General features: G+C 66.0%; 21 protein-coding genes. 16 read left to right on the forward strand and 5 right to left on the reverse strand.

What is annotated here, in order from left to right:
- The first annotated feature begins 93 nt into the window (after nt 1-93).
- Complete coding sequence (locus OTER_RS20115) at nt 94-1785, forward strand: hypothetical protein (RefSeq protein ID WP_148218192.1); 1692 nt, start codon at nt 94-96, stop codon at nt 1783-1785.
- A gap of 35 nt (nt 1786-1820) precedes the next feature.
- On the opposite strand, the gene OTER_RS20120 is transcribed toward OTER_RS20115, so the two are convergent.
- The gene (locus OTER_RS20120; protein ID WP_012376787.1) at nt 1821-3239 is read right to left on the reverse strand and encodes a glycosyltransferase; all 1419 of its coding nucleotides are present in this window, start codon (nt 3237-3239) and stop codon (nt 1821-1823) included.
- A gap of 136 nt (nt 3240-3375) precedes the next feature.
- Here OTER_RS20120 and OTER_RS20125 point away from each other — a divergent pair, with 136 nt between their 5' ends.
- From OTER_RS20125 to OTER_RS20180, 12 genes are all read left to right on the forward strand, one after another.
- Nucleotides 3376-4440 carry an NAD-dependent epimerase/dehydratase family protein gene (locus tag OTER_RS20125; protein WP_012376788.1) on the forward strand — a complete coding sequence of 355 codons (1065 nt, stop codon included), beginning with the start codon at nt 3376-3378 and terminating at the stop codon, nt 4438-4440.
- 8 nt (nt 4441-4448) lie between these two features.
- Entirely contained in the window at nt 4449-5051 is a 603-nt protein-coding gene (locus OTER_RS20130; RefSeq protein ID WP_148218193.1) for a hypothetical protein, read from the forward strand.
- Nucleotides 5048-6853 carry a matrixin family metalloprotease gene (locus OTER_RS20135; RefSeq protein ID WP_012376790.1) on the forward strand — a complete coding sequence of 602 codons (1806 nt, stop codon included), beginning with the start codon at nt 5048-5050 and terminating at the stop codon, nt 6851-6853. The genes OTER_RS20130 and OTER_RS20135 overlap by 4 nt, the downstream gene beginning before the upstream one ends.
- Nucleotides 6854-6955: 102 nt before the next feature.
- Complete coding sequence (locus OTER_RS20140; RefSeq protein WP_148218194.1) at nt 6956-7579, forward strand: hypothetical protein; 624 nt, start codon at nt 6956-6958, stop codon at nt 7577-7579.
- Nucleotides 7580-7645: 66 nt separating this feature from the next.
- A complete protein-coding gene (locus tag OTER_RS20145) occupies nt 7646-8713 on the forward strand; it encodes an NAD-dependent epimerase/dehydratase family protein (RefSeq protein WP_012376792.1) in 1068 nt (355 codons plus the stop codon).
- Nucleotides 8714-8728: 15 nt separating this feature from the next.
- A complete protein-coding gene (locus OTER_RS20150; RefSeq protein ID WP_012376793.1) occupies nt 8729-9490 on the forward strand; it encodes a glycosyltransferase family 2 protein in 762 nt (253 codons plus the stop codon).
- 161 nt (nt 9491-9651) lie between these two features.
- The gene (rfbC, locus tag OTER_RS20155; protein ID WP_012376794.1) at nt 9652-10197 is read left to right on the forward strand and encodes a dTDP-4-dehydrorhamnose 3,5-epimerase; all 546 of its coding nucleotides are present in this window, start codon (nt 9652-9654) and stop codon (nt 10195-10197) included.
- A gap of 127 nt (nt 10198-10324) precedes the next feature.
- The gene (gene rfbD / locus OTER_RS20160; protein WP_012376795.1) at nt 10325-11203 is read left to right on the forward strand and encodes a dTDP-4-dehydrorhamnose reductase; all 879 of its coding nucleotides are present in this window, start codon (nt 10325-10327) and stop codon (nt 11201-11203) included.
- Between the two features lie 88 nt (nt 11204-11291).
- Nucleotides 11292-12359 (forward strand): dTDP-glucose 4,6-dehydratase, encoded by a 1068-nt coding sequence (gene rfbB / locus OTER_RS20165; RefSeq protein WP_012376796.1) that lies wholly within the window; start codon nt 11292-11294, stop codon nt 12357-12359.
- A gap of 45 nt (nt 12360-12404) precedes the next feature.
- Complete coding sequence (locus tag OTER_RS20170) at nt 12405-12728, forward strand: four helix bundle protein (protein WP_012376797.1); 324 nt, start codon at nt 12405-12407, stop codon at nt 12726-12728.
- A 44-nt stretch (nt 12729-12772) separates the two neighbouring features.
- Nucleotides 12773-13699, forward strand: a complete 927-nt coding sequence (gene rfbA / locus OTER_RS20175; protein WP_012376798.1) for a glucose-1-phosphate thymidylyltransferase RfbA — start codon at nt 12773-12775, stop codon at nt 13697-13699.
- 212 nt (nt 13700-13911) lie between these two features.
- Nucleotides 13912-14895, forward strand: a complete 984-nt coding sequence (locus OTER_RS20180) for a glycosyltransferase family 2 protein (protein ID WP_012376799.1) — start codon at nt 13912-13914, stop codon at nt 14893-14895.
- 64 nt (nt 14896-14959) lie between these two features.
- Here the strand turns inward: OTER_RS20180 and OTER_RS24535 are convergent, their stop codons facing one another.
- From OTER_RS24535 to OTER_RS20195, 3 genes are all read right to left on the reverse strand, one after another.
- Nucleotides 14960-15547: a DinB family protein gene (locus OTER_RS24535; protein WP_012376800.1), complete on the reverse strand. Its 588-nt coding sequence runs from the start codon at nt 15545-15547 to the stop codon at nt 14960-14962.
- Between the two features lie 162 nt (nt 15548-15709).
- Complete coding sequence (locus tag OTER_RS20190; RefSeq protein ID WP_012376801.1) at nt 15710-16648, reverse strand: glycosyltransferase family 2 protein; 939 nt, start codon at nt 16646-16648, stop codon at nt 15710-15712.
- Nucleotides 16645-17775, reverse strand: a complete 1131-nt coding sequence (locus tag OTER_RS20195) for a DegT/DnrJ/EryC1/StrS family aminotransferase (protein ID WP_012376802.1) — start codon at nt 17773-17775, stop codon at nt 16645-16647. The genes OTER_RS20190 and OTER_RS20195 overlap by 4 nt, the downstream gene beginning before the upstream one ends.
- Nucleotides 17776-18048: 273 nt before the next feature.
- On the opposite strand from OTER_RS20195, the gene OTER_RS20200 reads away from it, so the two are divergent.
- The gene (locus OTER_RS20200; protein WP_012376803.1) at nt 18049-20208 is read left to right on the forward strand and encodes a hypothetical protein; all 2160 of its coding nucleotides are present in this window, start codon (nt 18049-18051) and stop codon (nt 20206-20208) included.
- 11 nt (nt 20209-20219) lie between these two features.
- On the opposite strand, the gene OTER_RS20205 is transcribed toward OTER_RS20200, so the two are convergent.
- Nucleotides 20220-21197, reverse strand: a complete 978-nt coding sequence (locus OTER_RS20205) for a class I SAM-dependent methyltransferase (RefSeq protein WP_052300443.1) — start codon at nt 21195-21197, stop codon at nt 20220-20222.
- Here OTER_RS20205 and OTER_RS20210 point away from each other — a divergent pair.
- Nucleotides 21196-22833 carry a glycosyltransferase family 4 protein gene (locus OTER_RS20210; protein WP_012376805.1) on the forward strand — a complete coding sequence of 546 codons (1638 nt, stop codon included), beginning with the start codon at nt 21196-21198 and terminating at the stop codon, nt 22831-22833. The genes OTER_RS20205 and OTER_RS20210 overlap by 2 nt on opposite strands.
- 117 nt (nt 22834-22950) lie before the next feature.
- The gene (locus tag OTER_RS20215) at nt 22951-25146 is read left to right on the forward strand and encodes a hypothetical protein (protein ID WP_012376806.1); all 2196 of its coding nucleotides are present in this window, start codon (nt 22951-22953) and stop codon (nt 25144-25146) included.

Consider the following 25146-nt stretch of genomic DNA (forward strand, 5'->3'; position numbering starts at 1 on the left):
CTTCACCTACTGGTGCCTTGGTTCCGGCACCAATCTCTCCTCCCGGAGCTCTTCACGCCACACAACGAACACTATGTTGTATTCACGAAGCTGTTGAATCTCGCCCTGGCCTTGCTCAACGGCGCATGGGATCAGCGGCTGGAGTGCATGGTCAATGCACTCCTTCCGGCGTCCATCGCCGTCGGATTGCTTGCTTGGGCGAGGCGTCAGTTCGTGGCTGTCCCCGTCAGCGGCCTCGCCTGGGCCATCGCGCTGTTTTGGGGCCTGCCGCTCGGCTGGGAGAATGCGATCAGCGGCTTTCATTCGCAGCAGTTCTTTCTGATTGCGACTGCACTCGTCACGATTCTGACGCTGCCATTCACCGTCGCATGGAGCCGCGCGTGGTGGCTTGGCGTTTTCGCGGCCGCGATGGCGTTACTGAGCATGGGATCCGGCTTTCTCGCCGCCGCAGCTGTTCTGACGGTTGTGACCCTCCGCCTGGCATCCCGCGAAACCGCTCTTGCCGGCGCATGGCCCACACTGCTGCTGGCGGGGGGACTTTGTCTTGTCGGTTGGGTAATCCGGCCGGAGGTCCCCTATCACGCCATGCTCAAGGCGCAGAACGTTGGGGACTTCATGACCGCGGCCGGACACAACCTGCGCTGGCCCCTTGGGCCGGCTCCTTGGTTCGCACTCCTCGTGTGGTTTCCGCTTGGATGGCTCGCGGTTTCCCTGCTCCCATCGCGCCGTCGAATCCACCATCGCGCGACCGCGTGGTCGTTGCTTGGGCTCGGGGGCTGGACGGTGTTGCAGATCATTGCGGTCGCGTATGCGCGTGGCGCCGGCGGACCGGTGCCCGCCTCCCGCTACGTGGACAATCTGATTGTCGGGGTCATCGCGAACGCGTTCGCGTTGCTCTGGCTCTACGCTCAGAGCGACCCGCGCTCGTTCCTCCGCCGGATCGTGGCCGTTATGGGCGGCGCGTGGATCGTGCTTCTTGCGTGCGGCCTGCTTGTGATCACTCGCGAGGCCCTTTCCGCCCAACTGCCCGCGGTCGCCAACTCACGCACGGAAGCACTCCTCCGGACACGCGGCTTTCTTCTCACCGGCGAGCGTCGGCTTTTCGACTCGGCTGACCTGCCGTACCCCGATGCCGATGCCCTCGTCACACGACTCCGGCAGCCAGAACTCGCCCGGCTGCTGCCTGCTAGTGTGCGGCCGGCCCTGGCGTTGTTACCTTCGCCTGCCAACGGCCTTGATCCAGGCGTGCTGGCGAGCGAGCACCGGCTCGATCCCGAATTCAATGGAAGGTCGATACGATCGCTGTTGACGGAGCCAGTGTACCGCAGCGTCTGGCGAACGACCACGGTCGGACCAGATTCATCCGCCCTCACTTGGCGCAGCCTGCCAATGGACGCGGGGCCAATCTCTGGCCGGTTACTTTTCAGCGTCTCAGGCCGAGGGGACGCAAACAACATTACGATCGAGTTGCTCGCCTCCGAAACGGGTACGTTGATTTCTCGTGTGCCGCTGCCAGACCTACAGGGTGATTGCTGGCAAATCGCCGCGGTCCACACGCCCTCCTCTCCGTTCCTTCTGCAGATTCGTCAGTCCCCGCACGCCGAGGATTTCGTTTTCTCCTCGCCCGTAGTGATGTCTTCACTGTCGTTTGCAGCCTGGCGCCTCGCTGAATACGCCTCCTCCGTCCTAGCGCTCGGTCTGGTGCTGATGGCTTTCGGCAGTCTCCTCATGACCCGGGATCGAGCGCCATCCGCGCGGCTCCGCGCAATCCCGCCGATCTCTTAGCACCGTGACTTCGCGTCAAAGCGCAGGCACGCGGATCAGGCGCGACTAAATTTGATTTTTAGCAGCCCGAACGCGGTCATTTTCAATAGCAGCCAGCCATGGCGAAACCGGGAGATGTTTGTTTGCCCGTAGGTGCGATCCTTGTAGCGCACGGGTATGTCGCGAATTCTCAACTTCAGCAGCGCGGCACCAAACAGCAGGTTGAAATCGCCAAACGGATCGAAGTCGCCCAGCCCCTCGATCCGCCGGAAAATCCGCTCGTAGTCCGATCGCAGCACCATCTTCGTCCCGCACAAACTGTCCTTGATGGGTTGCCCAAGCACATACGAAAGCGAGAGCGCGAAAAACTTGTTCCCGACGAGATTCAGGAACCGCATCGCCTGCTGCTCCATCGGGTACACCAGCCGACTGCCATTCGCGAATTCCGCCGCTCCACTCGAGATCGCGGCAAAAAACTTCGGCAGATCCTCCGGCGGTGCCGTGAGGTCCGCGTCCTGGATCACCAACACGTCGCCCGTCGCCGCCGCGAATCCGGTACGAACCGCATCCCATTTCCCGCGGCCGGGCTGCTGCAGCGCTCGGACGCGCAACGGTCCCTGATACGCAGCGATTTCGCGCTGGATGGTCCCCCAAGTGTCGTCCCGGCTGTGCCCCTCAACAAAAATCACCTCCGTCGCCGCGCCCATCACCGGTATCCGCTCAAGCGCCGCGCGAATATTTCCCGCTTCATTTCGCGCCGGCACGATCACCGAACAGCTCAGTTGCGGAGCCACCGCCATCCCGCGCGGTCGCGCCACCAGATAGACGCTCGACCCGAGATGCCGCAGCGCCGGCAGCCGCACGAGGAACCGGTTGAAAAACCCGCTCAGCACCGGCACGCGGAACGGTAACAGCAGCTCGGTGCTCGCGTGGACCACCTCCCATCCGGTTAACTCTAGCAGGTTGATCAGGTCTTTCGTGGACAGCCAATTGCTGGGCGGCTGCCTCGTCACGGCCCCGACCCACTGCCCTGCCGTCAACGCCGGCGTCCAAACATTGTTGACCGACGTCAGGCACAGTCGCGTCCGCGCAAGGGCAGCCCGCCGGAGATTCTCGAAACACGCCTGCACGTCGGGCAGGTAGCCGACAAGGTAATCCATCACGATGTAGTCGAACGTCCCGTCCGGCTGAAACGTCGTCGCCTCGCCTTGCCGGTACTCGCATTCGCCGTAGGGGTCGAGCTCCCTCGCCCGCTCCAGCATCTTCCCGCTGATGTCGATCCCCAGTCCGCGCGAGGGTTTCAGCTTGCGAAGCAGATCGCCGCGGCCACAACCAGCCTCCAGCACACAGCTGCCCGGCGGAATCAATCGAGCCAACTGCTCCGCGATCTGCCGGTGAAATCCCGCCTGCACGCGGCGAGCCTTGCCATCGTGTTGACTCACCCGGTCGAAGTGGCCGGCCAGATCGGTGCTCATGCGCGGGGCCCCGACTGTCCTCCGGCTGCACGGAGCGGACAAGCTTTTTGCCTGTCCGGTCTCGCTGCACCTGGCGCGAAATCCTCTGGTCTACACGTCGGCGAACGACTTGGATCCATCCTCCGTAGCCATTTCCATGTCCAAAACCCTGCTCGTCACCGGTTCATCCGGGCTCATCGGCTCCGAAGTGTGCGTCTACTTCGCCCGTGAGCTCGGCTACAAGGTCCACGGCGTCGACAACAACCAGCGCGCCGTCTTCTTCGGCCCGCAGGGCGACACGCGCTGGAACCAACAACGACTCGCCCGCGATCTGCCCGGCTTCGTCCACCACGAGCTCGATATCCGCGACCGTGCCGGCGTGCTCGCGCTCGTCAAATCGGTTGCGCCCGACGTCATCGTCCACACCGCCGCGCAGCCGAGCCACGACCGCGCGGCCGCAATTCCTTTCGACGATTTCGACACCAACGCCGTCGGCACGCTCAACCTGCTCGAAGCCACCCGCCAGGCCGCGCCCGAATCTCCGTTCGTCCACATGAGCACGAACAAGGTCTACGGCGACGCGCCCAACCGCATCGCGCTCACGGAACTCGCCACCCGCTGGGACTACGCCGATCCCGCCTACGCGCACGGCATCCCCGAGACCTTCACGATCGACCAGTCGAAGCACTCGCTCTTTGGCGCTTCGAAGGTCGCCGCCGACGTGATGGTCCAGGAGTATGGCCGCTACTTCAACCTGCCGACCTGTTGTCTCCGCGGCGGCTGCCTCACCGGTCCGAACCACTCCGGCGTCGAGTTGCACGGTTTTCTCTCGTATCTCGTAAAATGCAACCTCGAGGGTCGCGAATACAAAGTTTTCGGATACAAGGGCAAGCAGGTGCGCGACAACATCCACTCGCTCGACGTCGCGCGCTTCATGGCCGCGTTCGTCTCCGCCCCCCGCGCCGGCGAGGTCTACAACCTGGGCGGCGGCAAGGCCAACAGCACCTCCGTCCTCGAGGCGTTTAAAATTACTGAGAAATTCACCGATCGCGCTCAGGTTTTCACCTACGTCGAGCAAAACCGGATCGGTGACCACATCTGTTACTATTCGGATCTCCGCAAGATGCGCGCGCACTACCCGCAGTGGAATATCACCCAGTCGCTCGAGGACACGATCCGGCAGATTGTCGAGGCTTGGTTGCGGCGGCCGAAGAATGCGTAGCGTTCTTCGTGGTTCGTTCCGTTCTTCGCCGTTTTCTTTTTCTCTTCGTTTCGCTCGCCGCCGCCGGCCCCTTCGCGACGGCGATGTCGGTTCGCGCGCCGTCGTTTGCCGCGCTCGTCGCCGAGTCATCGACCATCGTCCGCGCCCGCGTGGTCTCGGTCGATAGCCGGAAAGTGCCCACGCCCGCGGGTGACGCGATCAAGACCTTCGTCACGCTCGAAGTCGCACGTCCGCTCAAGGGCGCCGCCGATCGCACGGTGACACTCTCCTTCCTTGGCGGACAGGTCGGCGACGAGCGTTGGGAGATTCCCGGCATGCCGCAGTTCACGCCGGGCAGCGAAGAGTATCTCTTCATCACCACCGGCTCGCGCATTTGCCCGCTGGTCGGCGCAGCACACGGCCGCTACCGCATCCTCCCCGCACCCGCGACCGGCCAGCCCTACGTCGCCCGCGACAACTACGCGCCGCTGGCGCAGGTCGCCGACGTTTCCCGTCCGCTCGATGCCGCCGCTCCCGCGCCGGATCCCAGCCACGCGCTCTCGCCCGCGCGGTTCGAACAACTGATTGCGGGGGAGCTCAGCCGCACCACCCGCCCTGACCCGCAGCGATGAACCGGCCTTTCTCTTTCCGCACTCCGCTCAATGTAACGTATTGGGTCACATTCGGCGGAGGCTGCCTCCGCCGCGCGATCCTCGCCCTCGCCATCGCATCCACGGTGCAGGCCTACATGATCTCCGGAACGTCATGGCCCAGCGGCGACATTCCCCTTCAACTCCAGCTCGGCGCACCCGCGGCTCCGTTGCTCGACGGTTCGACCCACTGGGATGACGTGGCGATTTCCGCCCTGAACCGCTGGAACGAAATCCTCGGCCGCGCGCGCTTCTCCGGTGTGAAGAACTCCAACGCCGGGCGCGATTACCCGAACGTCTTCAACAACGTCTTCTTCAGCTCAACCGTCTACGGCGACGACTGGGGCGATCGCGTTCTCGCGATCACCCTTCGTCGTTCCCGCGGCTCCAATACGGCCGAAGCCGACGTGCTCGTAAACTCGAAGGAAAGCTGGAACTCCTATCGCGGCAGCCTGCGCTCCAGTGTCCGCGATCTCGAACGGGTGCTGGCGCATGAGTTCGGCCACGTACTCGGGCTCGGCCATCCGGACGAGGCGAAGCCCGCCCAATCTGTCGCGGCCGTGATGAACAGCCACGTGAGCAACGTCTACACGCTGCAGCCCGACGACGTCGCCGGCGCAAATGCTCTTTACGCCTCGGGCATCGGCGCCCCCGTCGCCACCGGTTCGCTGACCGACCAGACCATCACCGCCGGCTCGCCGCTCACACTCACGTTCGCCGCGTCCGGCACCAACGTGACCTACGATTGGACGTTCGCGCCCTCCACCAACGCCACGCAGCGCGAGCTGCTCGACGGCGACGGCGAGCGCTGGAGCGCCGCGTCGTTTTCCCTTTTCTCCGCGCAGCCCTCCGATAGCGGCACCTATTCCGTGCTCGCCCGGAACGCCGCGGGCGCCTCCACCGTCTCGACCGCACGCGTGACCGTCACGCCGGTGAGCATGGCCAACGCCATGCTCGCCAACCTCTCGGCACGCGGACGCGCCGGCACCGGCAGCGAGACGTTCATCGTCGGCTTCGTGGTGACCGGCAAGACCCCCAAACCCGTCCTCGTGCGCGCGATCGGCCCCACGCTCTCCGGTCAGGGCATTCAGCATCCGCTGGCCGATCCACGGCTCACGTTGTTTCGCACGGTCGATGGCGCGTCCAGCACCGTGGACGCGAACGATAACTGGTCCGCCGACGCCGCGACCGCCGCAAATTTGCGCGCCGCCGCGCAACGGCTCGGCGCCTTCGCGTTGCCGGATGGCAGCACCGACGCCGCCTTGCTCGTCACGCTCGAGCCCGGCGTCTACTCCGCGCATGTCGACAGCCAGGGAGGCGCCGCCGGGATCACGCTCGTGGAGGTGTACGATGCCGATCAGCAGCTGAGTGATTCTCTGACGCACAAACTGGTCAACGTCTCCACCCGCAGTTTCGCCGGCGCCGGCGAGGAGCAGTTGATTGCCGGCTTCGTGGTCGGCGGCACGTCGCCGAAACAAGTTTTGCTTCGCGCCGTCGGCCCCGGCCTGAAGTCGCGCGGCGTCACCGACGTCAACACGGATCCGAACCTGACGCTCTTCCGCGGGACGAACGCGATCGCGGACAACGACGACTGGGCTTATTCGAACCAGACGGATCTGTTGCCCGCCGTTTTCACCCGCGTCGGCACCTCGCAACTCGATCCCGACAGCTACGACAGCGCGCTGCTCATCACGCTGCCGCCCGGCGTCTACACCGCGAGCGCCGCCGGCCGTTCGGGCGAAACCGGCGTCGTGTTGCTCGAGGTCTTCGAAGTCGCCGAATAGGCGTCGACCGCGGCAGATCGTCCGTGCGCCGCCGCCGCATTTTTGTTTATTCCGGCCGGCAAGCCGGTCACGTTTCGGCCGGCCGACATACCTTCCGACCCCGTGCGCCTCGCTCTTCGCTCTTCCGCTCTCCTGCTCGTCGCCAGCTTCACGCTGGCACTCGCCGGCCGTGCCGAACAGCTGCCCGAGCAGTCGCCTTTTCTGCCGCCCGGCGGAACTCCGGCCAAGTCGACGGCCGCCGCGGACGGGTTCGAACTCGTCGGCATGACAAGCTTCGGCCGCGAAACGCTCATCAGCATCTTGCGCCAGGCCGATCAGCGCAGCCTCTGGATCCCGCTCGGCCGCACGATGAGTGAGATCACCGCGGTTAGCTACGATCCAGCCAAGGACGAAGCCGTCATCCGCGTCGGCGGCCGCACGCTCACGCTGCCGATGCGCAAAGGCTCCGTCGTAACCGGACTCGACACGCCGCTGCCTGCGCCCATGACCCTTCCCGCGTCCGCCGTCTCTGCACCTGCACCCGGTGCGCCGAGCCGACCGCTCACACCGACCGAGGAGAAGGAAATGGAAGCGCGAATGCTCGTGAGCGATCTGCTCGAGATCGGCCAGCAACAACGCAAAGCCTACGCAGAAGCGCAGCGCCAAGCCGCCGCCAAAGCCGCCGCCGCGAAAGCGAAGCCCTCACCCCCACCGCCCAGCTCCGCTGCGACCGCCGCGAAAAAGTAGCGTCCGCGCGGAGGATGCGAAATTTCGCCTTCCGCCGCCGGAGCGGCCGTGGTTGGCTCGCACCGCATGAAACTCCTGATCACCGGCGTGTGCGGCTTTGTCGGCAGCACGCTGGCGCGCGCGCTCAGCGAAGCGGGCGGCTATGAAATCGTCGGTCTCGACAATTTCATCCGGCCCGGCAGCGAGACCAATCGCGACGCGCTGAAGCGGCTAGGCGTGAAGTTGCACCACGCCGATCTTCGCGCTGCCAGCGATCTCGAAGCGCTCCCGGCCGTCGACTGGGTCGTCGACGCCGCCGCCAATCCGAGTGTGCTCGCCGGCGTGGATCGCCGCACCAGCTCCCGCCAACTCGTGGAGCACAATCTCGTCGGCACGGTGAACATGCTCGAGTTCTGCAAGCAGCACCGCGCCGGCTTCGTGCTGCTGAGCACGAGCCGCGTGTATTCGATTCCTCCGCTGGCCAGCCTTGCGACCGATGTGATCGACGGCGCATTCCACCCCGCGACCGGCGATCGGCCCACGGGTCTCACCGGCGCCGGCGTGAACGAAACATTTTCGACCGCCGCGCCGGTGTCGCTCTACGGCGCCACCAAGCTCGCCTCCGAAGCGCTCGCGCTCGAATACGGCGAGACGTTCGACCTCCGAGTCTTCATCAACCGCTGCGGCGTGCTCGCGGGCGCCGGCCAGTTTGGCCGCGCCGATCAGGGGATCTTCGCCTTCTGGCTCAACAGCCATCTCCGCCGCCGTCCACTGAGCTACATCGGATTCGGCGGCCACGGCTATCAGGTACGCGATTGTCTGCACCCGCGCGATCTCGCGCCGCTGCTCGCAAAACAGTTCATCGCGCCCAAGCTCTCCGCAGCCGACCGGCTCGTGAATGTCTCCGGCGGCGTCGCGTCCGCGAGGTCGCTGCGTCAGCTCACCGCCTGGTGTGATGCGCAATTCGGGCCGCATCCGGTCGCCGCTGATCACACGCCGCGGCCATTCGACATTCCGTGGATCGTGCTCGATCACGCCAAAGCCACGCGGCTGTGGCACTGGCAACCGCAGACGCCGGTCGCAGCCATCCTCGAGGAGATTGCCGCGCACGCCCGCGCCCACACCGACTGGCTGGACATCTCGGCCCCGCTCTGATTGCAGTCGCGCTCCATGCCCTCCACCGCGGCTCCGCTCAAGCTGTTCTCCGTCATCATTCCCGCGCGCGACGAGGAGCAATCGCTACCCGAAACACTCGACGCGATCTACCAGGCGTTGATCGCGGCCGGGATTCCGCACGAGCTCGTGGTGATCGACGACGGCAGCAAGGATCGCACGTGGGCCGTGCTGCAGGAGCTGCGGACGAAATATCCGACGCTGGCGCCGACCCAGAATCCCGGCCCGCACGGCTTCGGCCGCGCCGTCGTGTGGGGTTTCGACCATAGCCGCGGCGACGCGGTGGTGGTGATGATGGCCGACGCCTCGGATTCGCCGGCCCACGCCGTGAAATACTGGCAGCTGCTCAACGAAGGCCGCGATTGCGCGTTCGGCAGCCGGTTCATGAAAGGCGCCGAGGTGATCGACTATCCCCGCGTCAAGCTGCTCGTGAACCGGATCGCGAATTTCCTCGTGCGGATCGGCTTCGCCATTCCGCTCAACGACACCACCAACGCCTTCAAAGCCTACCGTCGCACGGTCATCGACGGTTGCCGGCCGTTCCTCGCCCCGCATTTCAACCTCACCGTCGAGATTCCGCTCAAGGCGATCGTGCGCGGCTACAGCTACGCGATCACTCCGATTTCGTGGCGAAACCGCAAATACGGTCAGCCCAAACTCAAGATCAAGGAGATGGGCAGTCGCTACTTCTTCATCTGCGCCTACGTGTGGCTTGAAAAATACTTTAGTCGCGGCGACTACCATCGTCGCCAGCATTGATCGCGCGGCCGGGCTCGCCGGGTCGGCCTGTGTCACCTCGCCACCTGACCCGGGAAAAGCCTTGTTCGTCCGCAGCTCGCTGGTTTTCACTACCGGTTCTCCATGATTGATCTGCTGGTCCCCTTTCTTCGACTTTGCCGCCTGCCGGCCGTCCTGCGCGCATGAACGTCCTCGCCTGCGAACTCGACGGCCCGCTGATCATCGAACCGAAGGTCTTCGGCGATCAGCGGGGATTCTTCCTCGAATCGTGGAGTCGCCCCCGGTATCGCGCCGCGGGCATCGCGCTCGACTTCGTGCAGGACAACTTTTCGTTCTCCCGCCGCGGCACGCTGCGCGGCATGCACGCGCAGAACCCGCATCCGCAGGGCAAGCTCGTCTCCGTCTGGCAGGGTGAGGTCTGGGACGTGGTCGTGGACCTTCGGCGAAACTCGCCGACGTTCGGCCGCTGGTTCGGGCTCACGCTGTCCGCCGAGAACAAGCGCCAGTTTTGGGTTCCGCCGGGTTTCGCCCACGGCTTCGTGGTCACGAGCGAGACGGCGTTGTTTCACTACAAGGTCACCGACGCCTACGCTCCGCAGGACGAGATTGCTTTCCGCTTCGACGATCCTGCCGTCGGCATCCGCTGGCCGGTGAGCGATCCGATTCTTTCCACCCGCGACACCCAGGCGCCGCTGCTGCGCGATGTGCCATCGGCTCGTCTCTTCTAGACCAACGCCATGCAGCCGAGAGTCCAGAGCCCAGCGTCCAGAGCCAGAACGCAGGCGTCATTCCAGGCTCACAGGCATTTCGCTGCCACGCGGCGACACTCAGGCTCTCAGCTCTAGACTTTGCCCCATGCCCCTTCCGAAAATTCTCCTCTTCGGCAAAGTCGGCCAAGTCGGCTGGGAACTGCGCCGCACACTCGCGCCGATGTCGCAACTCGTCGCGGTCGACTATCCCGACGTGGATTTCACCGCGCCCGACTCGATCCGCCGCGCCATCGCTGAGGCCGCTCCGAACATCGTCATCAACGCCGCCGCCTATACAGCGGTCGACAAATGCGAATCCGAATTTGCCCTGGCCAAACAGATCAATGCCGACGCACCGGGCGTCATGGCCGAAGAAGCGCAGCGCCGCGGCGCGCTGCTCGTCCACTACTCGACGGACTACGTTTTCGACGGCACGAAAACCAGTCCCTACGTCGAAGCCGACGCGCCGAATCCGCTCAGCGCCTACGGCCGCTCGAAGCTCGCCGGCGACGAAGCCATCCGCCGCACTGGCTGCAATCACCTTATCTTCCGTCTCTGCTGGGTCTATGGCGCACGCGGCGCGAACTTCATGCTCACGATGCAGCGGCTCGCGCGCGAGCGGGAGAAGCTCCGCGTCGTCGCCGACCAGTTCGGCTGCCCCACCTGGTCGCGCATGATCGCCGAAACCACGGCGCACGCCCTGCGTTCGGTGCGCAGCGCCGCGGACGCCCGCGCGCTCAGCGGTGCATATCACCTCGCCGCGTCCGGTCACACCAGCTGGCACGGTTTCGCCAGCGCGATCATCGACCTGATGCCGCTCGACGCTCGCAAATGCCGCGCCGTTGAAGCCATCACCTCCGCCGAATATCCCACGCCGACGAAACGGCCCGCCTACTCCGTGTTGTCCTGCGCGAAGCTCGAACAGGCTTTCGGCCTGCGACTGCCTGACTGGCACGAGAGCCTGCGCCAGGTCGTCGAGTCCTGATCGCCCTCGACGCTCAACCTTGGACTCTCAGCTCTCGGTCTCCGGCTCTCAACTCACATCCCTCAACTCTCAACTCCGGACTTCCTCCGTGAATCTCCTCGTCACCGGCGGCTGCGGTTTCATTGGCAGCAATTTCGTGCGTCAACGGCTGTTTGAGCCCGGCTCGCCGCTGCAGCGGCTCGTCAACCTCGACGCGCTCACCTACGCCGGCAATCCCGCGAACCTCGCCGATCTCGCTGCCGACCCTCGTTACGTTTTCGCGCAGGGCGACATCGGCGACGCCACGCTCGTTGCGCGGCTGCTCGACGAGCACGCCATCGACGCCGTAGTGAACTTCGCCGCCGAGTCGCACGTCGACCGTTCGATCGATTCACCCGAACCTTTCGTGCAGACGAACGTTGTCGGTACGCTCCGGCTGCTCAATGCCGCGCGGCTCTACTGGACGCAGCTGCCCGCCGCGCGGAAAGGCGCCTTCCGGTTTCTCCACGTTTCGACCGACGAGGTCTATGGCACGCTGGCGCCGAGCGATCCGGCCTTCACGGAGGAAACGCCGTACGCGCCCAACTCGCCCTACGCCGCCTCGAAGGCCGCGAGCGATCATCTCGTCCGCGCCTACCAGCACACCTATGGGCTGCCGACGCTGACCACCAACTGCTCGAACAACTACGGCCCGTATCACTTCCCGGAAAAGCTGATCCCGTTGGTGATTCTCAATGCGCTCGAGGGCAAACCGCTGCCCGTGTACGGCGACGGCCTGCAGGTGCGCGACTGGCTTTACGTCGAGGATCATGCCGCGGCGATCTGGCTCGTGCTGCAGCGCGGTCGCGTGGGCGAGACCTACAACATCGGCGGCCTGAACGAGCAGCCGAACATCGAGATCGTCCGCGCGATCTGCCGGCTGTTGGACCGCAAATCACCGCGCACCGATGGGAAATCCTACGCCTCGCAGATCACGCACGTGACGGATCGTCCGGGCCACGACCGGCGCTATGCCATCGACTGCACGAAGCTCCAGTGCGAGCTGGGCTGGGCGCCGCGCGAGAGCTTCGCGACCGGCATCGAGAAGACCGTCGACTGGTATCTCGCCCGCCGCGACTGGGCCGCGGACATCACCGCAAAAAAGTACTCCCGGCAGCGGCTGGGCGTCGGCGCTTAATGCGCCGCGTTGAAGCCTAAAGTTGAAGTTGAAGCTCGAGAGATCATGGACGTCGCCGACGAATCTTCCGAAAAGCTCGAAGTCTGGCGGCGATCTCACGCCCTGAGCATCGAGCTCTATCGTTTGCTCGCGGACTGCCGCGACTGGGGATTCAAGGATCAGATCACACGCGCCGCCAACAGCATCTCCGACAACATCGCGGAAGGCGCCGAGCGCCTCGGCAAGGCGGAGTTCAAGCAGTTTCTAGGCTATGCCAAAGGATCCGCGGGGAGACGCGCTCCCAAGTCCTGCGCGCCGTGCCCCTCGGCTACCTGCCAGCCGATGCCGGACACCGGCTGCGGAAAGAACTCTGCGAAATCTCGCGAATGATCCACGGGCTGATCAAATCGCTCGATCGCTAACCCAAACTCACGATGCCTTCGCTCCCACTTCAACTTTCCACGTCAACGGATGGTGCCGCGGCACCATCACGCCGCGGCATCATCCTCGCCGGCGGTTCCGGCACGCGGCTCTACCCTCTGACCGTCGCTGTCTCGAAACAGCTGATGCCGGTCTACGACAAGCCGATGATCTACTATCCGCTGTCGGTGCTCATGCTCGCCGGCATTCGCGAAATTCTGATCATCTCGACGCCGCTCGATCTGCCGCTTTTCCGGCGGCTCCTCGGCACGGGTGAGAACATCGGGGTGCGTTTCACCTACGCCGAACAGCCCCGGCCCGAGGGTCTCGCGCAGGCGTTCCACATCGCCGGCGACGTTGGCTTCCTCAACGACGAACCCGCGGCGCTGGTGCTCGGCGACAACCTTTTCTACGGCCACAATCTCGCTGCCTCGTTGCGCGAAGTCGCCGCCCGCACGGACGGCGCCACCATCTTCGGCTATCACGTCGCCAATCCCGCCGCCTACGGTGTCGTCGAGTTCGCGCCCGATGGCCGCGTGCTGTCACTCGAGGAGAAGCCTCGCCAACCCAAGTCCAACTACGCCGTACCCGGGCTCTACTTCTACGATCGCGAGGTCGTCCGGCTCGCGCGCACGCTCAAGCCGTCCGCCCGCGGCGAGATCGAGATCACGGATCTCAACCGCCGCTATCTCGAGGCCGGCAGGCTCAAGGTGGAATTGCTCGGCCGCGGCACCGCCTGGCTCGATACGGGCACGCACGACTCGTTGATGGACGCCGCGCAGTTCGTCCAAGTGCTCGAAAATCGCACAGGGCTGAAAATCGCCTGCGTCGAGGAAATCGCGTTCGAAGCCGGCTGGATCGATCGCGCGTGCCTCGAGGCCAACGTGCAGCGGCTCGGCAAATCGTCCTACGGCGAGTATCTCCGCCGGCGGCTGAGCTGACGTCCAACTACGAAGCCGCCTTTGGCCGCCGCCTGCGTGGGAGCGTAGGCGTCTTGCCCGCCCGTTTGGGCGTGGCATGGGCGTCCCGCCCATGGATGTCTCGACGCGCGCTGTGCACGGGCGGGACGCCCGTGCCATGCCGACTGTCGAGTCGCCCAACCCACTCTCGTCCCGCTCACTTTCGGCGTGCGCCGCGCCCCCGCTCCGCCACGATGAACCGCGACATGCAGGTGTCGTTCGTCGTCCCGCTCTACAATTGTCTGGATCTCACCCAGGCGATGATTGCGAGCCTGCAAGCGACCGTGCCGCGCGATCTCGCGCACGAGATCATCCTCGTCGACGACGGTAGCACCGACGGCACGCGCGCGTGGCTTGCCACCCTCGGTCCCCCCTTTCGCGTCGTGCTCAACGCCCGCAACGTCGGCTACGCCGCCGCCAACAATCGCGGCGCCGCCGTCGCAACGGGCCGATTTCTCGTGCTGCTCAACAACGACCTCGTGCTCACGCCGGGTTGGCTGCCGCCGATGCTCGCCGTGCACCGCCGGCTGGGCGCGCACGCCGGCTTCGTGGGCAACGTCCAGCTCGAGCCGCGCTCCCGCGCCATCGATCACGCCGGCATGGTCGTCAATCTGCAGGCGAAACCCGAGCATCTCCGTTCGCTGCCGCCGCGTGCACTGCGCTGGGCGCGACGCATGCGCTTGTGCCCGGCCGTCACCGGCGCGTGCGCGTTGATCGAGCGCGTGGTCTGGGAACAACTCGGCGGTTTCGACGACGGTTTTCACAACGGCGGCGAAGACGTCGATCTCTGCCTGCGGCTGCGGGCGCGCGGCCGGCGCAACGCCGTGGCGCTGCGCAGCATCGTGCTGCATCACATCAGTGCCTCACCGGGGCGAAAGCAGCGTGATGAACAGAACAGCCGCCGGCTCGCGCAGCGCTGGCGCGCCGAACTCGAGTCGCTCGCCTACCGCCGTTGGTGTTGGAACTACCTCGACCGACAGTGGACCTCGCCGCATCCGGCGCTCGACCACGCCGACGCCCGCGCAGCGCTCGCGTTTGTCCTCGGGCTACGCCGCACGCCACCCGCGATCGCCGTCGACGGCATGCGTGCCGCCATGGACCGCGAGATCGCCCGGTGGGACAAAATCTTCGGAGCAGGCGGTCCGCCGTCCGCAGCTTCCGCCGAACCGCCGAGGTGAGGCTGCCCCGGCCGCCCGGCGGCGCCGACAGCTTTAGTCAGATCAGCAACGCTCGATGGGCGTCCTATTTCTTCGGCCGGCTGGCTGGCGGAACGATCCCGTTCAGCCGAGCGTAGATCACCATCTGCCCGTAGTGGTCAAAGCTGTGCCACAGCACCACGTTGGCCATGAACAAACGGCTGTGTTTGCCCCAGCCAGGATCCACCTCGTCCATGGCGTTTGCGACGGTCAACGAAGCCATGGCGCGACGCGCGTAGTCCATCGAGCCCCGGAGATAGCCGAGAATCTGCTCCTTCGTTTTGAGTTCCTGCGGTCCATTGTTGCCATCGCCCATCGCGGCCGGCGGTTTCTCCCCGAGCACGGTGCCCGCAGCGCCATAGATGTTCGTGGCCACATGCATGACCTGCTGGCCGAACGTTCGCACATCCTTGAACTCTCCGCTCGTGGGTGCGAAATCATACAGCGCTGGCGGCATGGCTTCGGCCAACGGCACCAGATCGTGCTCCAGGATGTTCAACTCCTGCTCCATCGACTTCGCCAGTGGCGACGAGGACATTTCGGCGCCGGACAGCGGCGCGGCGACCAGCAGTAACGCCGTCCACCACAGGCGGCGAGCGGACAGTGAACACGGTCGGAAGGCGGAGATTTCCATTTTTCGGGGGTGGGTTGATTGCGTTGACCGAACCGCGCGGCAGAAACGCCACGCCGCACCCGTTGCGGGCGCGTTCACTCTCTATTGTCGTCCGCAGCCCGAATGTGACAGGCCGGTCCGTCTTTTCCGGCGGCGAAGAACTCCGCTTCCCGCCTATCGCTCTTATCCGCTCCGCAGCACCTCGCGCACGACCGACTGCGGCCGCTGGTTTACGGTCAAATACATCCGACCGATGTATTCGCCCACCAGTCCGAGCAGCACGAGTTGGGTGCCGGAGAACATGAGCAGCGCCGCCATGAGTGAACCCCAGCCGAACGCCGGTCCGCGATTGGTGAACCACAGCCAGCCGACCCAGCCGAGTCCGACCACACCCAGCGCCGCCGCCGCCAGCCCGATCACCGTCGCGACGCGCAACGGCAGCACCGAAAAATTGATCCACGCGCTCAACCACAGCCGCACGAGCCGCCGGAACGTGTAGCCGCTCGTGCCCGCTTGGCGCGCTTCGTGCCGCACCGGCAGCGACGCAATCCGCTGCGTCACCTGCAGGATCAGTCCGTCGATGTAGGGCGTGGGGCCGGTATTGCGCGCGACGTCCCGCGCCACGGCCGCCGTGACGCACCGGAAACTCGACAGGTAAAATCCGGTGGGCTTCTCCAGCGCCCAATCGGTCATCCGGTTCGTGAACCAGCTCCCGAAGTTCCGCCACAACGAATGCTGCTTCACCGTGTAGTGGCCGAACACCACGTCCGCTCCGGTCGCCATCGCGTGCTGCCACAACCGCACGGCTTCCGTCGGCGGATGCTGGCCGTCGTCGTCGAGATTGACGAGATGCGCGCCGCGCGCATGCCGCCAGCCGGTGAGCACCGCGTTGTGCTCGCCGAAATTGCGCGCGTGTTCGATGTAGACGATCGGCACCTTTGCGGACCGCACCAGTTCGCGGCAAACCGTCGCGGTGGCATCGGTGCTGCCGTCGTTCACCAGCACGATCTCGTGCCCGCCCGCGATCGTCAGTCCTTCGATCTCCCGGACCAGCGGAGCGATCGTCTCGGCACTGGTGTAGAGCGGAATGACAAAGCTGAGCGCGGGTGCGTTCGCGGTCATGAGCACAACCAACCAAGGATTTCGTCGGACACCCTGTCAACGTCCGCCAAGCTGAGCGCCGGATGCACCGGCAGGCATAGCACCTCGGCGCAGGCCTGCTCCGTCTCCGGCAAATGCAGCTCCGGCTGCGCATACGCGGGCTGGCGGTGCAGCGGCGTCGGATACAGCACGCCCGCCGCGATCCCGCGCTCCGCCAAATGCGTGCGCAGCGCCTCGCGCTCGGGCGTCCGCACGACGAACTGATGCCACACCGGCCGCACGTCGGCTGCGACGGCCGGCAGCGTAACTCGCCGCGCCCCGGCCGCAGCCGCCTGTCCCAGCCGTTCCAAGTAGCGCGCCGCGAGTTTCCGCCTCGTCTCATTTTCCGCCGCCAGCGCGCCGAGTTTCACGCGCAGGATCGCGGCTTGCAATTCGTCCAGTCGGCTGTTGCGGCCCGGCTCCTCGCTCACGTAACGCTGCCGCCAGCCATACTGCCGCAGCCGCTGCACGCGCTCGGCCAGCTCGGCGTCGCGCGTATAAACCGCGCCGCCGTCGCCGATGGCCCCAAGATTTTTGGTCGGATAAAAACTGTACGCCGCTGCGTCGCCCCACGCGCCGGCGGGCCGCCCCGCCACCAGCGCACCGTGCGATTGCGCGCAGTCTTCGATCACCTTCGCGCCGTGCCGCTGCGCGAGTTCCACGATCGCCGGCATCGGCGCGGGATGGCCGTAAAGATGCACCGGCACGATCGCCTTGATCGTGCCGCCCGCTTCGACGAGCGCCCGCTCCAGCGTCGCGGCGGACATCACCATCGTGGCCGCATCGATCTCCACGAACGTGAGCCGTGCGCCGATCTGCTCGATCGCGGCAGCCGTCGCGCTAACGGTGTTCGCCACCGTCGCCACCGCGTCGCCTCGCTGTACACCGATCGCGCGCAACGCCAGCTCGATCGCCTCGGTGCCATTCGCCACGCCAATCACGTGCCCGCCGCCCTGCGCCGTGGCAAACTCGCGCTCGAACGCCTCCACCTCCGGCCCGAGAATATAGTGTCCGCTCGCCAGCACGCGGTCGATCGCCGCACGAATTTCCGCGGCGTGCGCCAGATAGCTGGCCTTGGGGTCGGCGGTAAGCAGCGGATGATCGGCCATGCGCGGATGCGGTGTTGACGAACAGTCAGTCCATTCTCCCGGCACAGCTCCCGGCGACAACGGCAAAAACAATCCCCGGCAGTTCAGGCAGGTCATGGTTTTCTGACATGGGCGAGACGCCCATGCCACGTGGGACGGGCGTCTCGCCCGTGAATGGCAGGAACGCGCCGCGCCTTCATTTGCCCCTCCGCCCACAATGATCTTGCCCCGAGCGCGCCGTGCGCATTCACCGATGCACTCCCCTCCGCGCCGGGCCTTTCGGCGCACCCGTTGATGTTTCTTCGCCGGTTTGCTCCGCTGTTCTGCCTCGCTGCCCTCGCGCTCGCGATCTGGTGCGGTTTCACCCATCGCTGGACGCTCGAGGCCTGGCGCACGCCGCTGCAACTGCACGGTGATCCGCTCGAGATCTACACTCGCGTCCAGGCAGCCGCGGAGGATCTGAGTCAGCCGTTGCGTGGCTATTCCGTGCTGCCCCGACTGGCCGCGCCGCTCGAGGCCGACTGGAGTCGATATCCGGTGTCGGACCGCGTGGTGTTCACGCTTCTCGGCGGACTCGCTCGAGTCGCAGGGGTGTTCGCCGCGGTGAACATCGCCATCGCGCTGACGCACGTGCTCAACGCTCTCGGCTTCTACCTGGTGGCGCGCTTCCTGCGCTGGCGGCACGAGTGGGCCATGGCGCTCGGGCTGCTGTTCGCGTTCTCCAGCTACAATTTTCGCTGGGGCGTCACCGTCTCGTTTTCGCTGAGTTTCGTAGTGCCACTGCTGTTGTTGTTCTGTGCCTGGGTGGCGCGCTCGGCTCCGGCGATTCGCCCGCGAGGCTGGCTGTGGTTCGGGATCGCACTCGGCGCGTGGTTCGGCGGCGCCAACCCCTACCTCGGCTTCTTCGCCGCCCAACTCGCCGCGGGCGCCGTCGTGTTGCAGCTCCTGCGCCGCCGCGACTTCGCGCGCTGGCGCGTCGGACTGATTTTTGTGCTGGTGACCGGCCTGTCGTTCCTGTTGCACAACGCGGCTTACTTCCTCTCGCCCGCTGGCGCGGCGCAACGGCTCACGCTCGTCCGCAACTATGCCGGCGCCGAGATCTACGCGCTGAAGCTCACGGATCTGCTGATCCCGCCGATGGAGCATCCGCTCGCATGGTTCAACGAGCTGGGTCGCGCCTACTACGCGCAGTCAGCGCTCCGCACGGAGTTTTTCATCAACTATCTCGGCATCTTCGGCATCCTCGGTCTCGTGCTGCTCGTGGTCGCGGGCATCAAAGGCATGGTCGCTCGCCGCTCGGCGCGTCTGCCCGACGCGTTCCTCGGACTGTGCTGGACGCTGCTCTTCTCCGCCGTCGGCGGGATCAACTCGCTGCTCGCCTTCGCCGGGCTGGATGTGTTTCGCGCCAGCAACCGCAACAGCGTCTTCATTCTCGTCTGGGTGCTGCTGTTTCTCGGTGCATGGATTCAGCGGCGCTGGCGGCCACGCTCCCTCGCGTGGCGCTGGGCGCTGCCGGCGCTGATCGTGGGCGTCGGCGTGTTCGACTCGCTGCCCAAGCTGCGCGTGCACCGCATGCTCCAGCACAACGCCACCGAGCTGGCCCACAACGCGGCTCTCGCGCACGCCCTCGAGCAGCGATTGGGCCGCGGCGCGATGGTGTTCCAGCTGCCGGCGACCGTCTTCCCGGAAGCCGGGACCGTGGTGCGCATGACGGACTACGAGCACTTCCTGCCGTATCTGCTTTCCGACTCGCTGCGCTTCTCCTACGGCGCGCTGCGGGGCACGGCGGCCTCGCGGAGCATTCGTGCACTGAGCCGGCTGCCCACTCCCCGGCTCAAGCAGGAACTCGAGGCTGCCGGCTTCAGCGCACTCTGGATCAACGTGCGCGGCGTGCCCGATCAGGCGGGGCCCCTGCTGACGGAATTGCGCGCCTTGGGCCTGGAGGAGTTTCCGCAGAAGGAAAATCCCGACGTGCGCATCTTCCTCCTGCAGCCGCAGCAGCCGCCGCGGCCGCTCGACCTCACGAATCCTGCGTTCTACGAGCGCTGGGATGTCATCACCGCGCTCACGCGCCCCGAAATCGTGGTGTTGGACGGCTGGTATGATCTGGAACAGGACGGCAACCGCTCCTGGCGCTGGGCGCGCGATGTCGCAACCACGAGCCTGCGGATGCCGACGGGCGGACGAGTCGAACTCCGCTTCCGCGCGTACAGTCTCGAGCCGGGTCAACTGGTCGTCACCTGCCGCGGTCGAGAGGTGTATCGGCACATCGTCAGCGGAGCCACGCGCGACCTGCGGACAATCGAGCTCCGGCTGCCTGCCGGCCGCCATCCACTGGACTGGCGCTTCACGGGTCGAGTGACTTATCCGCCCGCCCCTGATGGCCGCGAACTGGGGTTCGCCATCGAAGACCTCAGCGTGGTGCCCGTCGACCAGCCGCCTCCGAGATCGTAGTTCAGCCCGCCTCAATCGGCTTTCGTTGCGACCGCCAGGATCGAGGTTCCCACCGGGAAGCTGCGCAACGTGCGCAACCCTCCGCGCTCGACGGCCATCAGTCCGTTGAAGATTGCCTCGACCGGCTGTGGGTAGAGCCGCACGTCGCTTCCGCTTCGCGGTGCCGGCAGCATCTTGCGCCGCACAATCACCAGCGGCAGCGGCAGCAGGTTCCAGTGCGTGAGCCGGTTCACCTGCAGCCCCGCCGCCTCCAGTCGCGCGCGCAGTTCCTTCCGCACATACCGTCGCCGACCATGCACCGCCACGTCGTGATAGGACCACAGCCAGCGGTGCGCCGGCACGTTGATGACTATCCGGCCGCCGGGTCGCAGCACGCGGGCGTACTCGCGCAGGGCCAGCGCGTCGTCGTCGAGGTGATAAAGCACGTCGGCCGAAACGACGGCGTCGAAACTCGCATCGCCAAACGGCAGCGCCGTGACCGACGCCTCCACGATTTCGCTCCGGGCCACGCGGCCGCGCGCCAGTTCGCACGCCAGGGGCTCGACGTCGACGCCCGTCCAGCGCCACTCAGGATGCACCGGTTCCAGCCGCCGGATCAGCCCGCCCGTGCCGCACCCCGCATCGAGAATCTGCCACATCGCACGGTCAGCCTGACCGGGCGGATTTTCAGCCCTCGGAGGTGGCGCGGGCGTCTTGCCCGTGGACGGCGTTCCCCGCCGCCACCGCCGGCCACCCTCGCCCAGCCCCGCCGTCAGCTCCCGCTCGAGATGCTGGTGCAGCGCGCGGTAATACCACATCGCATCTTCCACCGCAGCCATCCGGCGATATTCCTCGATCTCCACGCCTTCATCCACGGCTTTCCGCTTTCGCGCGTCAACCTGTGAGGCGGCGTCAGTTTCGCCAACGAGCCGTCGCGCGCCGTTCCCGCCCGCTCCCAGATAAACTTTGCCAAGGTAAACGCCGCGGCTTTCGCTCAGCCGATCCTTCATGGCTTCGGCCCGCTCCACTTCCTCTTCGCGCGGCACCTGGCGCGCGCCCAGCTTCTCCGGTCTGTTTTTCGACAACTTCGCGACCGACTCGGCGTGGATTCGCGAAACGGCCGTGCTCGATCTCCCCCCGAGCGAGGGCGTCGAACGCCTGCTCCTGCGCGGGGAATACCGGCCGCATCCCGACGTGCGCGGCATCGAAGTCGGACCGCCCTCGCTCATCTGCCTGCTGGATGGCACGCGCGTAGCCACGCTCGCCGACCTCAGGCCCGGTCCGTTTTCGATCGAGATTCCCGTTGGCCCGGACGCGGCGCGGCGCGGATTGCGGATCACGCTTCGGCTCGGCGGCACGGGGTTCACCAACCTCCTCGCCTGGCTGGGTCGGATCGTCGGGCTCGCGTCGCTGCAGCGATTTCGTGTGCAGAACAAAAACCGTCAGATCCGGATCGAGACCCTCACGACGCAGACCGGTGAAACGGTGTACGATTTCGCGGTGCGGCTGGCGCCCTTCTCGCTCGCGTTCGCCCGTCGGCACACGCGCTACGAGTTCAACCTCGTTGGCTTCCTGACTGCCGAACTCGGCGTCGGCGAATCCGCGCGCTGCATGGTGCGCGCCGCTGATGCCGCCGGCATCACCACCGCCCTCGTGCCGCTCAAGCTGCACTGCAAGAACCGGCGCGGCGACCTCACTTACGCCTCGCGGCTGCGGGACGAAAATCCCTATCGCGTCAACGTCATCCACATCGATCCGCCCGCGTCGCGCGACCTCGATCATCACCACGGCCCGGGTTTTCGCGCCGGAAAATACAACGTCGCCTACTGGGCGTGGGAGCTGCCGGAGTTCCCGGACACGTGGGTGCCGGACTTCGCGTATTACGACGAGGTGTGGTGCCCGAGCGATTTCACGCGCGAGGCGATCGCGATGAAATCGCCGCGGCCGGTGATCACGATGCCGCACGCGATTTCCTTTCCGCGACCGACCGCCGACGGTCGCGCGCGGTTCGGGCTCCCGCGCGACAAGTTCCTGTTCCTTTTCCTCTACGACCTGAACTCCTACTCCGCGCGAAAAAACCCGCAGGCGGTGCTCGCGGCGTTCCGCGCCTCCGGACTGGCAGGCGCCGGAGCGGCGCTCGTGATCAAGGTGCAGAACGAGCGCGACAACCCGGAGGATTTCGCGGCCTTGCAAGCCGCCGTGCGTGACCTGCCCGACACGGTGCTCATCACCGGCACGCTGCCGCGCGAGGAGATCTACCTGCTCGAGAGCGCGTGCGATTGTTTCGTCTCGCTGCATCGCTCGGAAGGCTTCGGCCTCGCGGTGGCTGAGTCCATGTATCTCGGCAAACCAGTGATCTCGACCGATTGGTCCGGCACAGCGGAGTTCGTCAACGCTGACAGCGGCTGCCCCATTCGCTACACGCTGACGAAGATTACAACAAACAGCGGGCCCTACGGCAAAGGTCAGCTGTGGGCCGAGCCTGATGTGAATTACGCCGCCGAATGGATGCGCCGGTTGTTCGCCGACCGCGCGCTCGCCGCCCGGCTCGGCGCCGCGGCCCGCGCCACCATCGAGACGCGCCTCTCGCCCGCAACCATCGGCGAGCGCTACCGCCGCCGGTTGGAATCGATCGCGACGTTCTGAGCCGATGCTTGCACGCCGCATTACTCGCACGTGGGGGCATCCGCCCCTTAGCTTCCGGTGCCAGCGAGCAGGATCCGCCGAGGCAGGTGTTCTCTGCCAGCGTAATGCGCTGACCTCATGAATCTCCTGTTGCTGATCGGGCTTCCGCTTTTCCTGCTACTCTCGGGCTATTTGCTGGCGGTGTGGCTCAAGGAGACGAGCGCCGCCGAGCGCCTCGCGGTCGCCGTCCTTGGCGGACTCGCGCTTCTGCTCTGGAATATCGCCGCCGTGAATTTCTTCCGGCCACTCGCCGGAGCGTGGGCGTGGCTCTGCCTCTGGCCCGTCGCCGTGACGTTGCTCTGGCCCGCGGCGCGCACCACCGCCTGGCGCGACGTGGCGACGGTGGCAGGCCATCGCCGCGGCGCCGTCGCACTCGCGCTCGCCAGCGGTTTCCTGATCTTCCTGCTCTGGCCCCTACTCAGCCGACCCGAACTCGTCTACTACGATGGCACGAGCAATCACGACGCGTTCTTCTGGATCGTCGCCGCCGAGCATTTGATGCGGCACACCTACATGGAACTGCCGCCCTCCGTACGCGTTCATCCGCTCATGGATGCGGTGCCGGCGATCATCGGCTGGCAACCCGCGTGGGGCCGGATGGGCGGCGAGGGTTTTCTCGCGCTGCTCTCCTCGCTCAGCGGAAGCGAGCCCGTGCGGATCTATCTGGCGGCGACGGCCGCGCTCTTCGTGCCGTGGATCGCCGCCGTGTTCCTGACCGTCCGCACCTTCCTCTCGAACCGGCTCGGATCCGTCGGCACCTTCGCACTCGTCGCGCTGCAGCCCGTTTTCGTGTTCTTTCACGGCAACGCCAATCTGCCGAATCTGCTCGGCGCGCTGTGCGCCGGCGGAGTCGTCGCGGCGGTCGAGCGTGCGTTGCGCGGTGGCCCCGGCCGCGGCGCGTGGCTGGCGCTCCTCGCATTTTCGCTGCACGGACTGCTCTGCTCGTATCCGGAAATGCTGCCCTTCGTCGCGCTGCCGGCCGGACTGCTCTGGCTGCGCGCGTGGTTCTCCGACACGCTCGCGAACGTCTGGCGACCGGCCGCCGCCACCGCCGGCGCGGTGATCGTCGGACTGGCGCTGAACCCGACGTCTTCCGCGCGGGCATGGTACGGTTTCGTGACCTCCTTCGAAACCGCGCGAGCCAATCTGAGCTGGGCGAATCTCTTCGACCGGATCACCCCGCTGCAATACGTTCCCGCGCTGGCCACGCTCTCTGTCGGGGCCACCAAAATTCTCGGCGTGCTGGTCGGCGCCGTGCTGACGATCCTGCTGCTCGCGGCGCTGGCACTGACGCTGCGTCGCGCACGCGACCGGTTCGGCGCCTGGTTCATCCTCTCGGGAGCCGGCGCGCTGCTGGCCTACACGATCATCACCGGTTTCAATTATGGCTGGCAAAAGACCGTGCAGTTCGGCGGGCCGCTATGGGCGGCGTTTTTTCCCGTGGCGATTCTCGATACGCTGGCCGCCGCCGCTCCAACCTCCACGCGCCGACGCCGGATCGTCCGCAGCACGCTGCTCGCGATCCTCGCGCTGTTTGGCTACGCCACGTTCTACAACTGCGTTATTGAGCATCAATGGTCGCAGCGGAAAATGATCACCGAAGATTGGTTCCGGCTGCGGGGCTACGCGCACCAGCACCTCGCCGGTTCCCCGCTGCTCATCGACGGCGCCACCTTCCCGATGATGTTCTTCCATAGCATGTGGGCGACCTACTTTCTCCCGGATAGCTCGCTCTATTTCGCCGCCCGCGGCTACGGAAACGGCGGATATCTTCGGGACGCCGTGCGCAACGAGTCGCGCGATCCGTTGCCTGCGCTGTCGGGCGTCCTGGTGAGTCGCGCGTGGGCCGAATCGTTCGACGCCAATTCGCCGCGCCTTTTCTCCGGCGATACGGTCGCGCTGCTCGCGCGCTCGAATCGCCTCGTCAAATCGACCGGGCTGTTCCCGGACGACGGTCCGCCAGAACAAGCCTACACGCACGTCGCGATCGAGCTGCTGCCTCACACCGCCAGCCAGCTTGTGTTCGCCATCGCCTCCAGAAATCGGAAAGCAGACGCCACCACGTGGGAGGTGCGCCGCGAGACCGCCGGTGCACCCGACTACGTCCAGCGGCTCGGCGGGCCGCCGCCGTGGCGGTTGGTCGTGCCGCTCGTAGCAGACCAAGTCAATCGCGTCAGCTTCATCGCCTCGCCGGTCCCGGATCTGTCCTATCCGCCTTTTGCCGTGCGCGAGGTGCGGATTGAAAACCAAGCGCCGGAACGCTCTGCTCCCTGA

The organism is Opitutus terrae PB90-1, assembly GCF_000019965.1.
Lineage (GTDB): Bacteria > Verrucomicrobiota > Verrucomicrobiia > Opitutales > Opitutaceae > Opitutus > Opitutus terrae.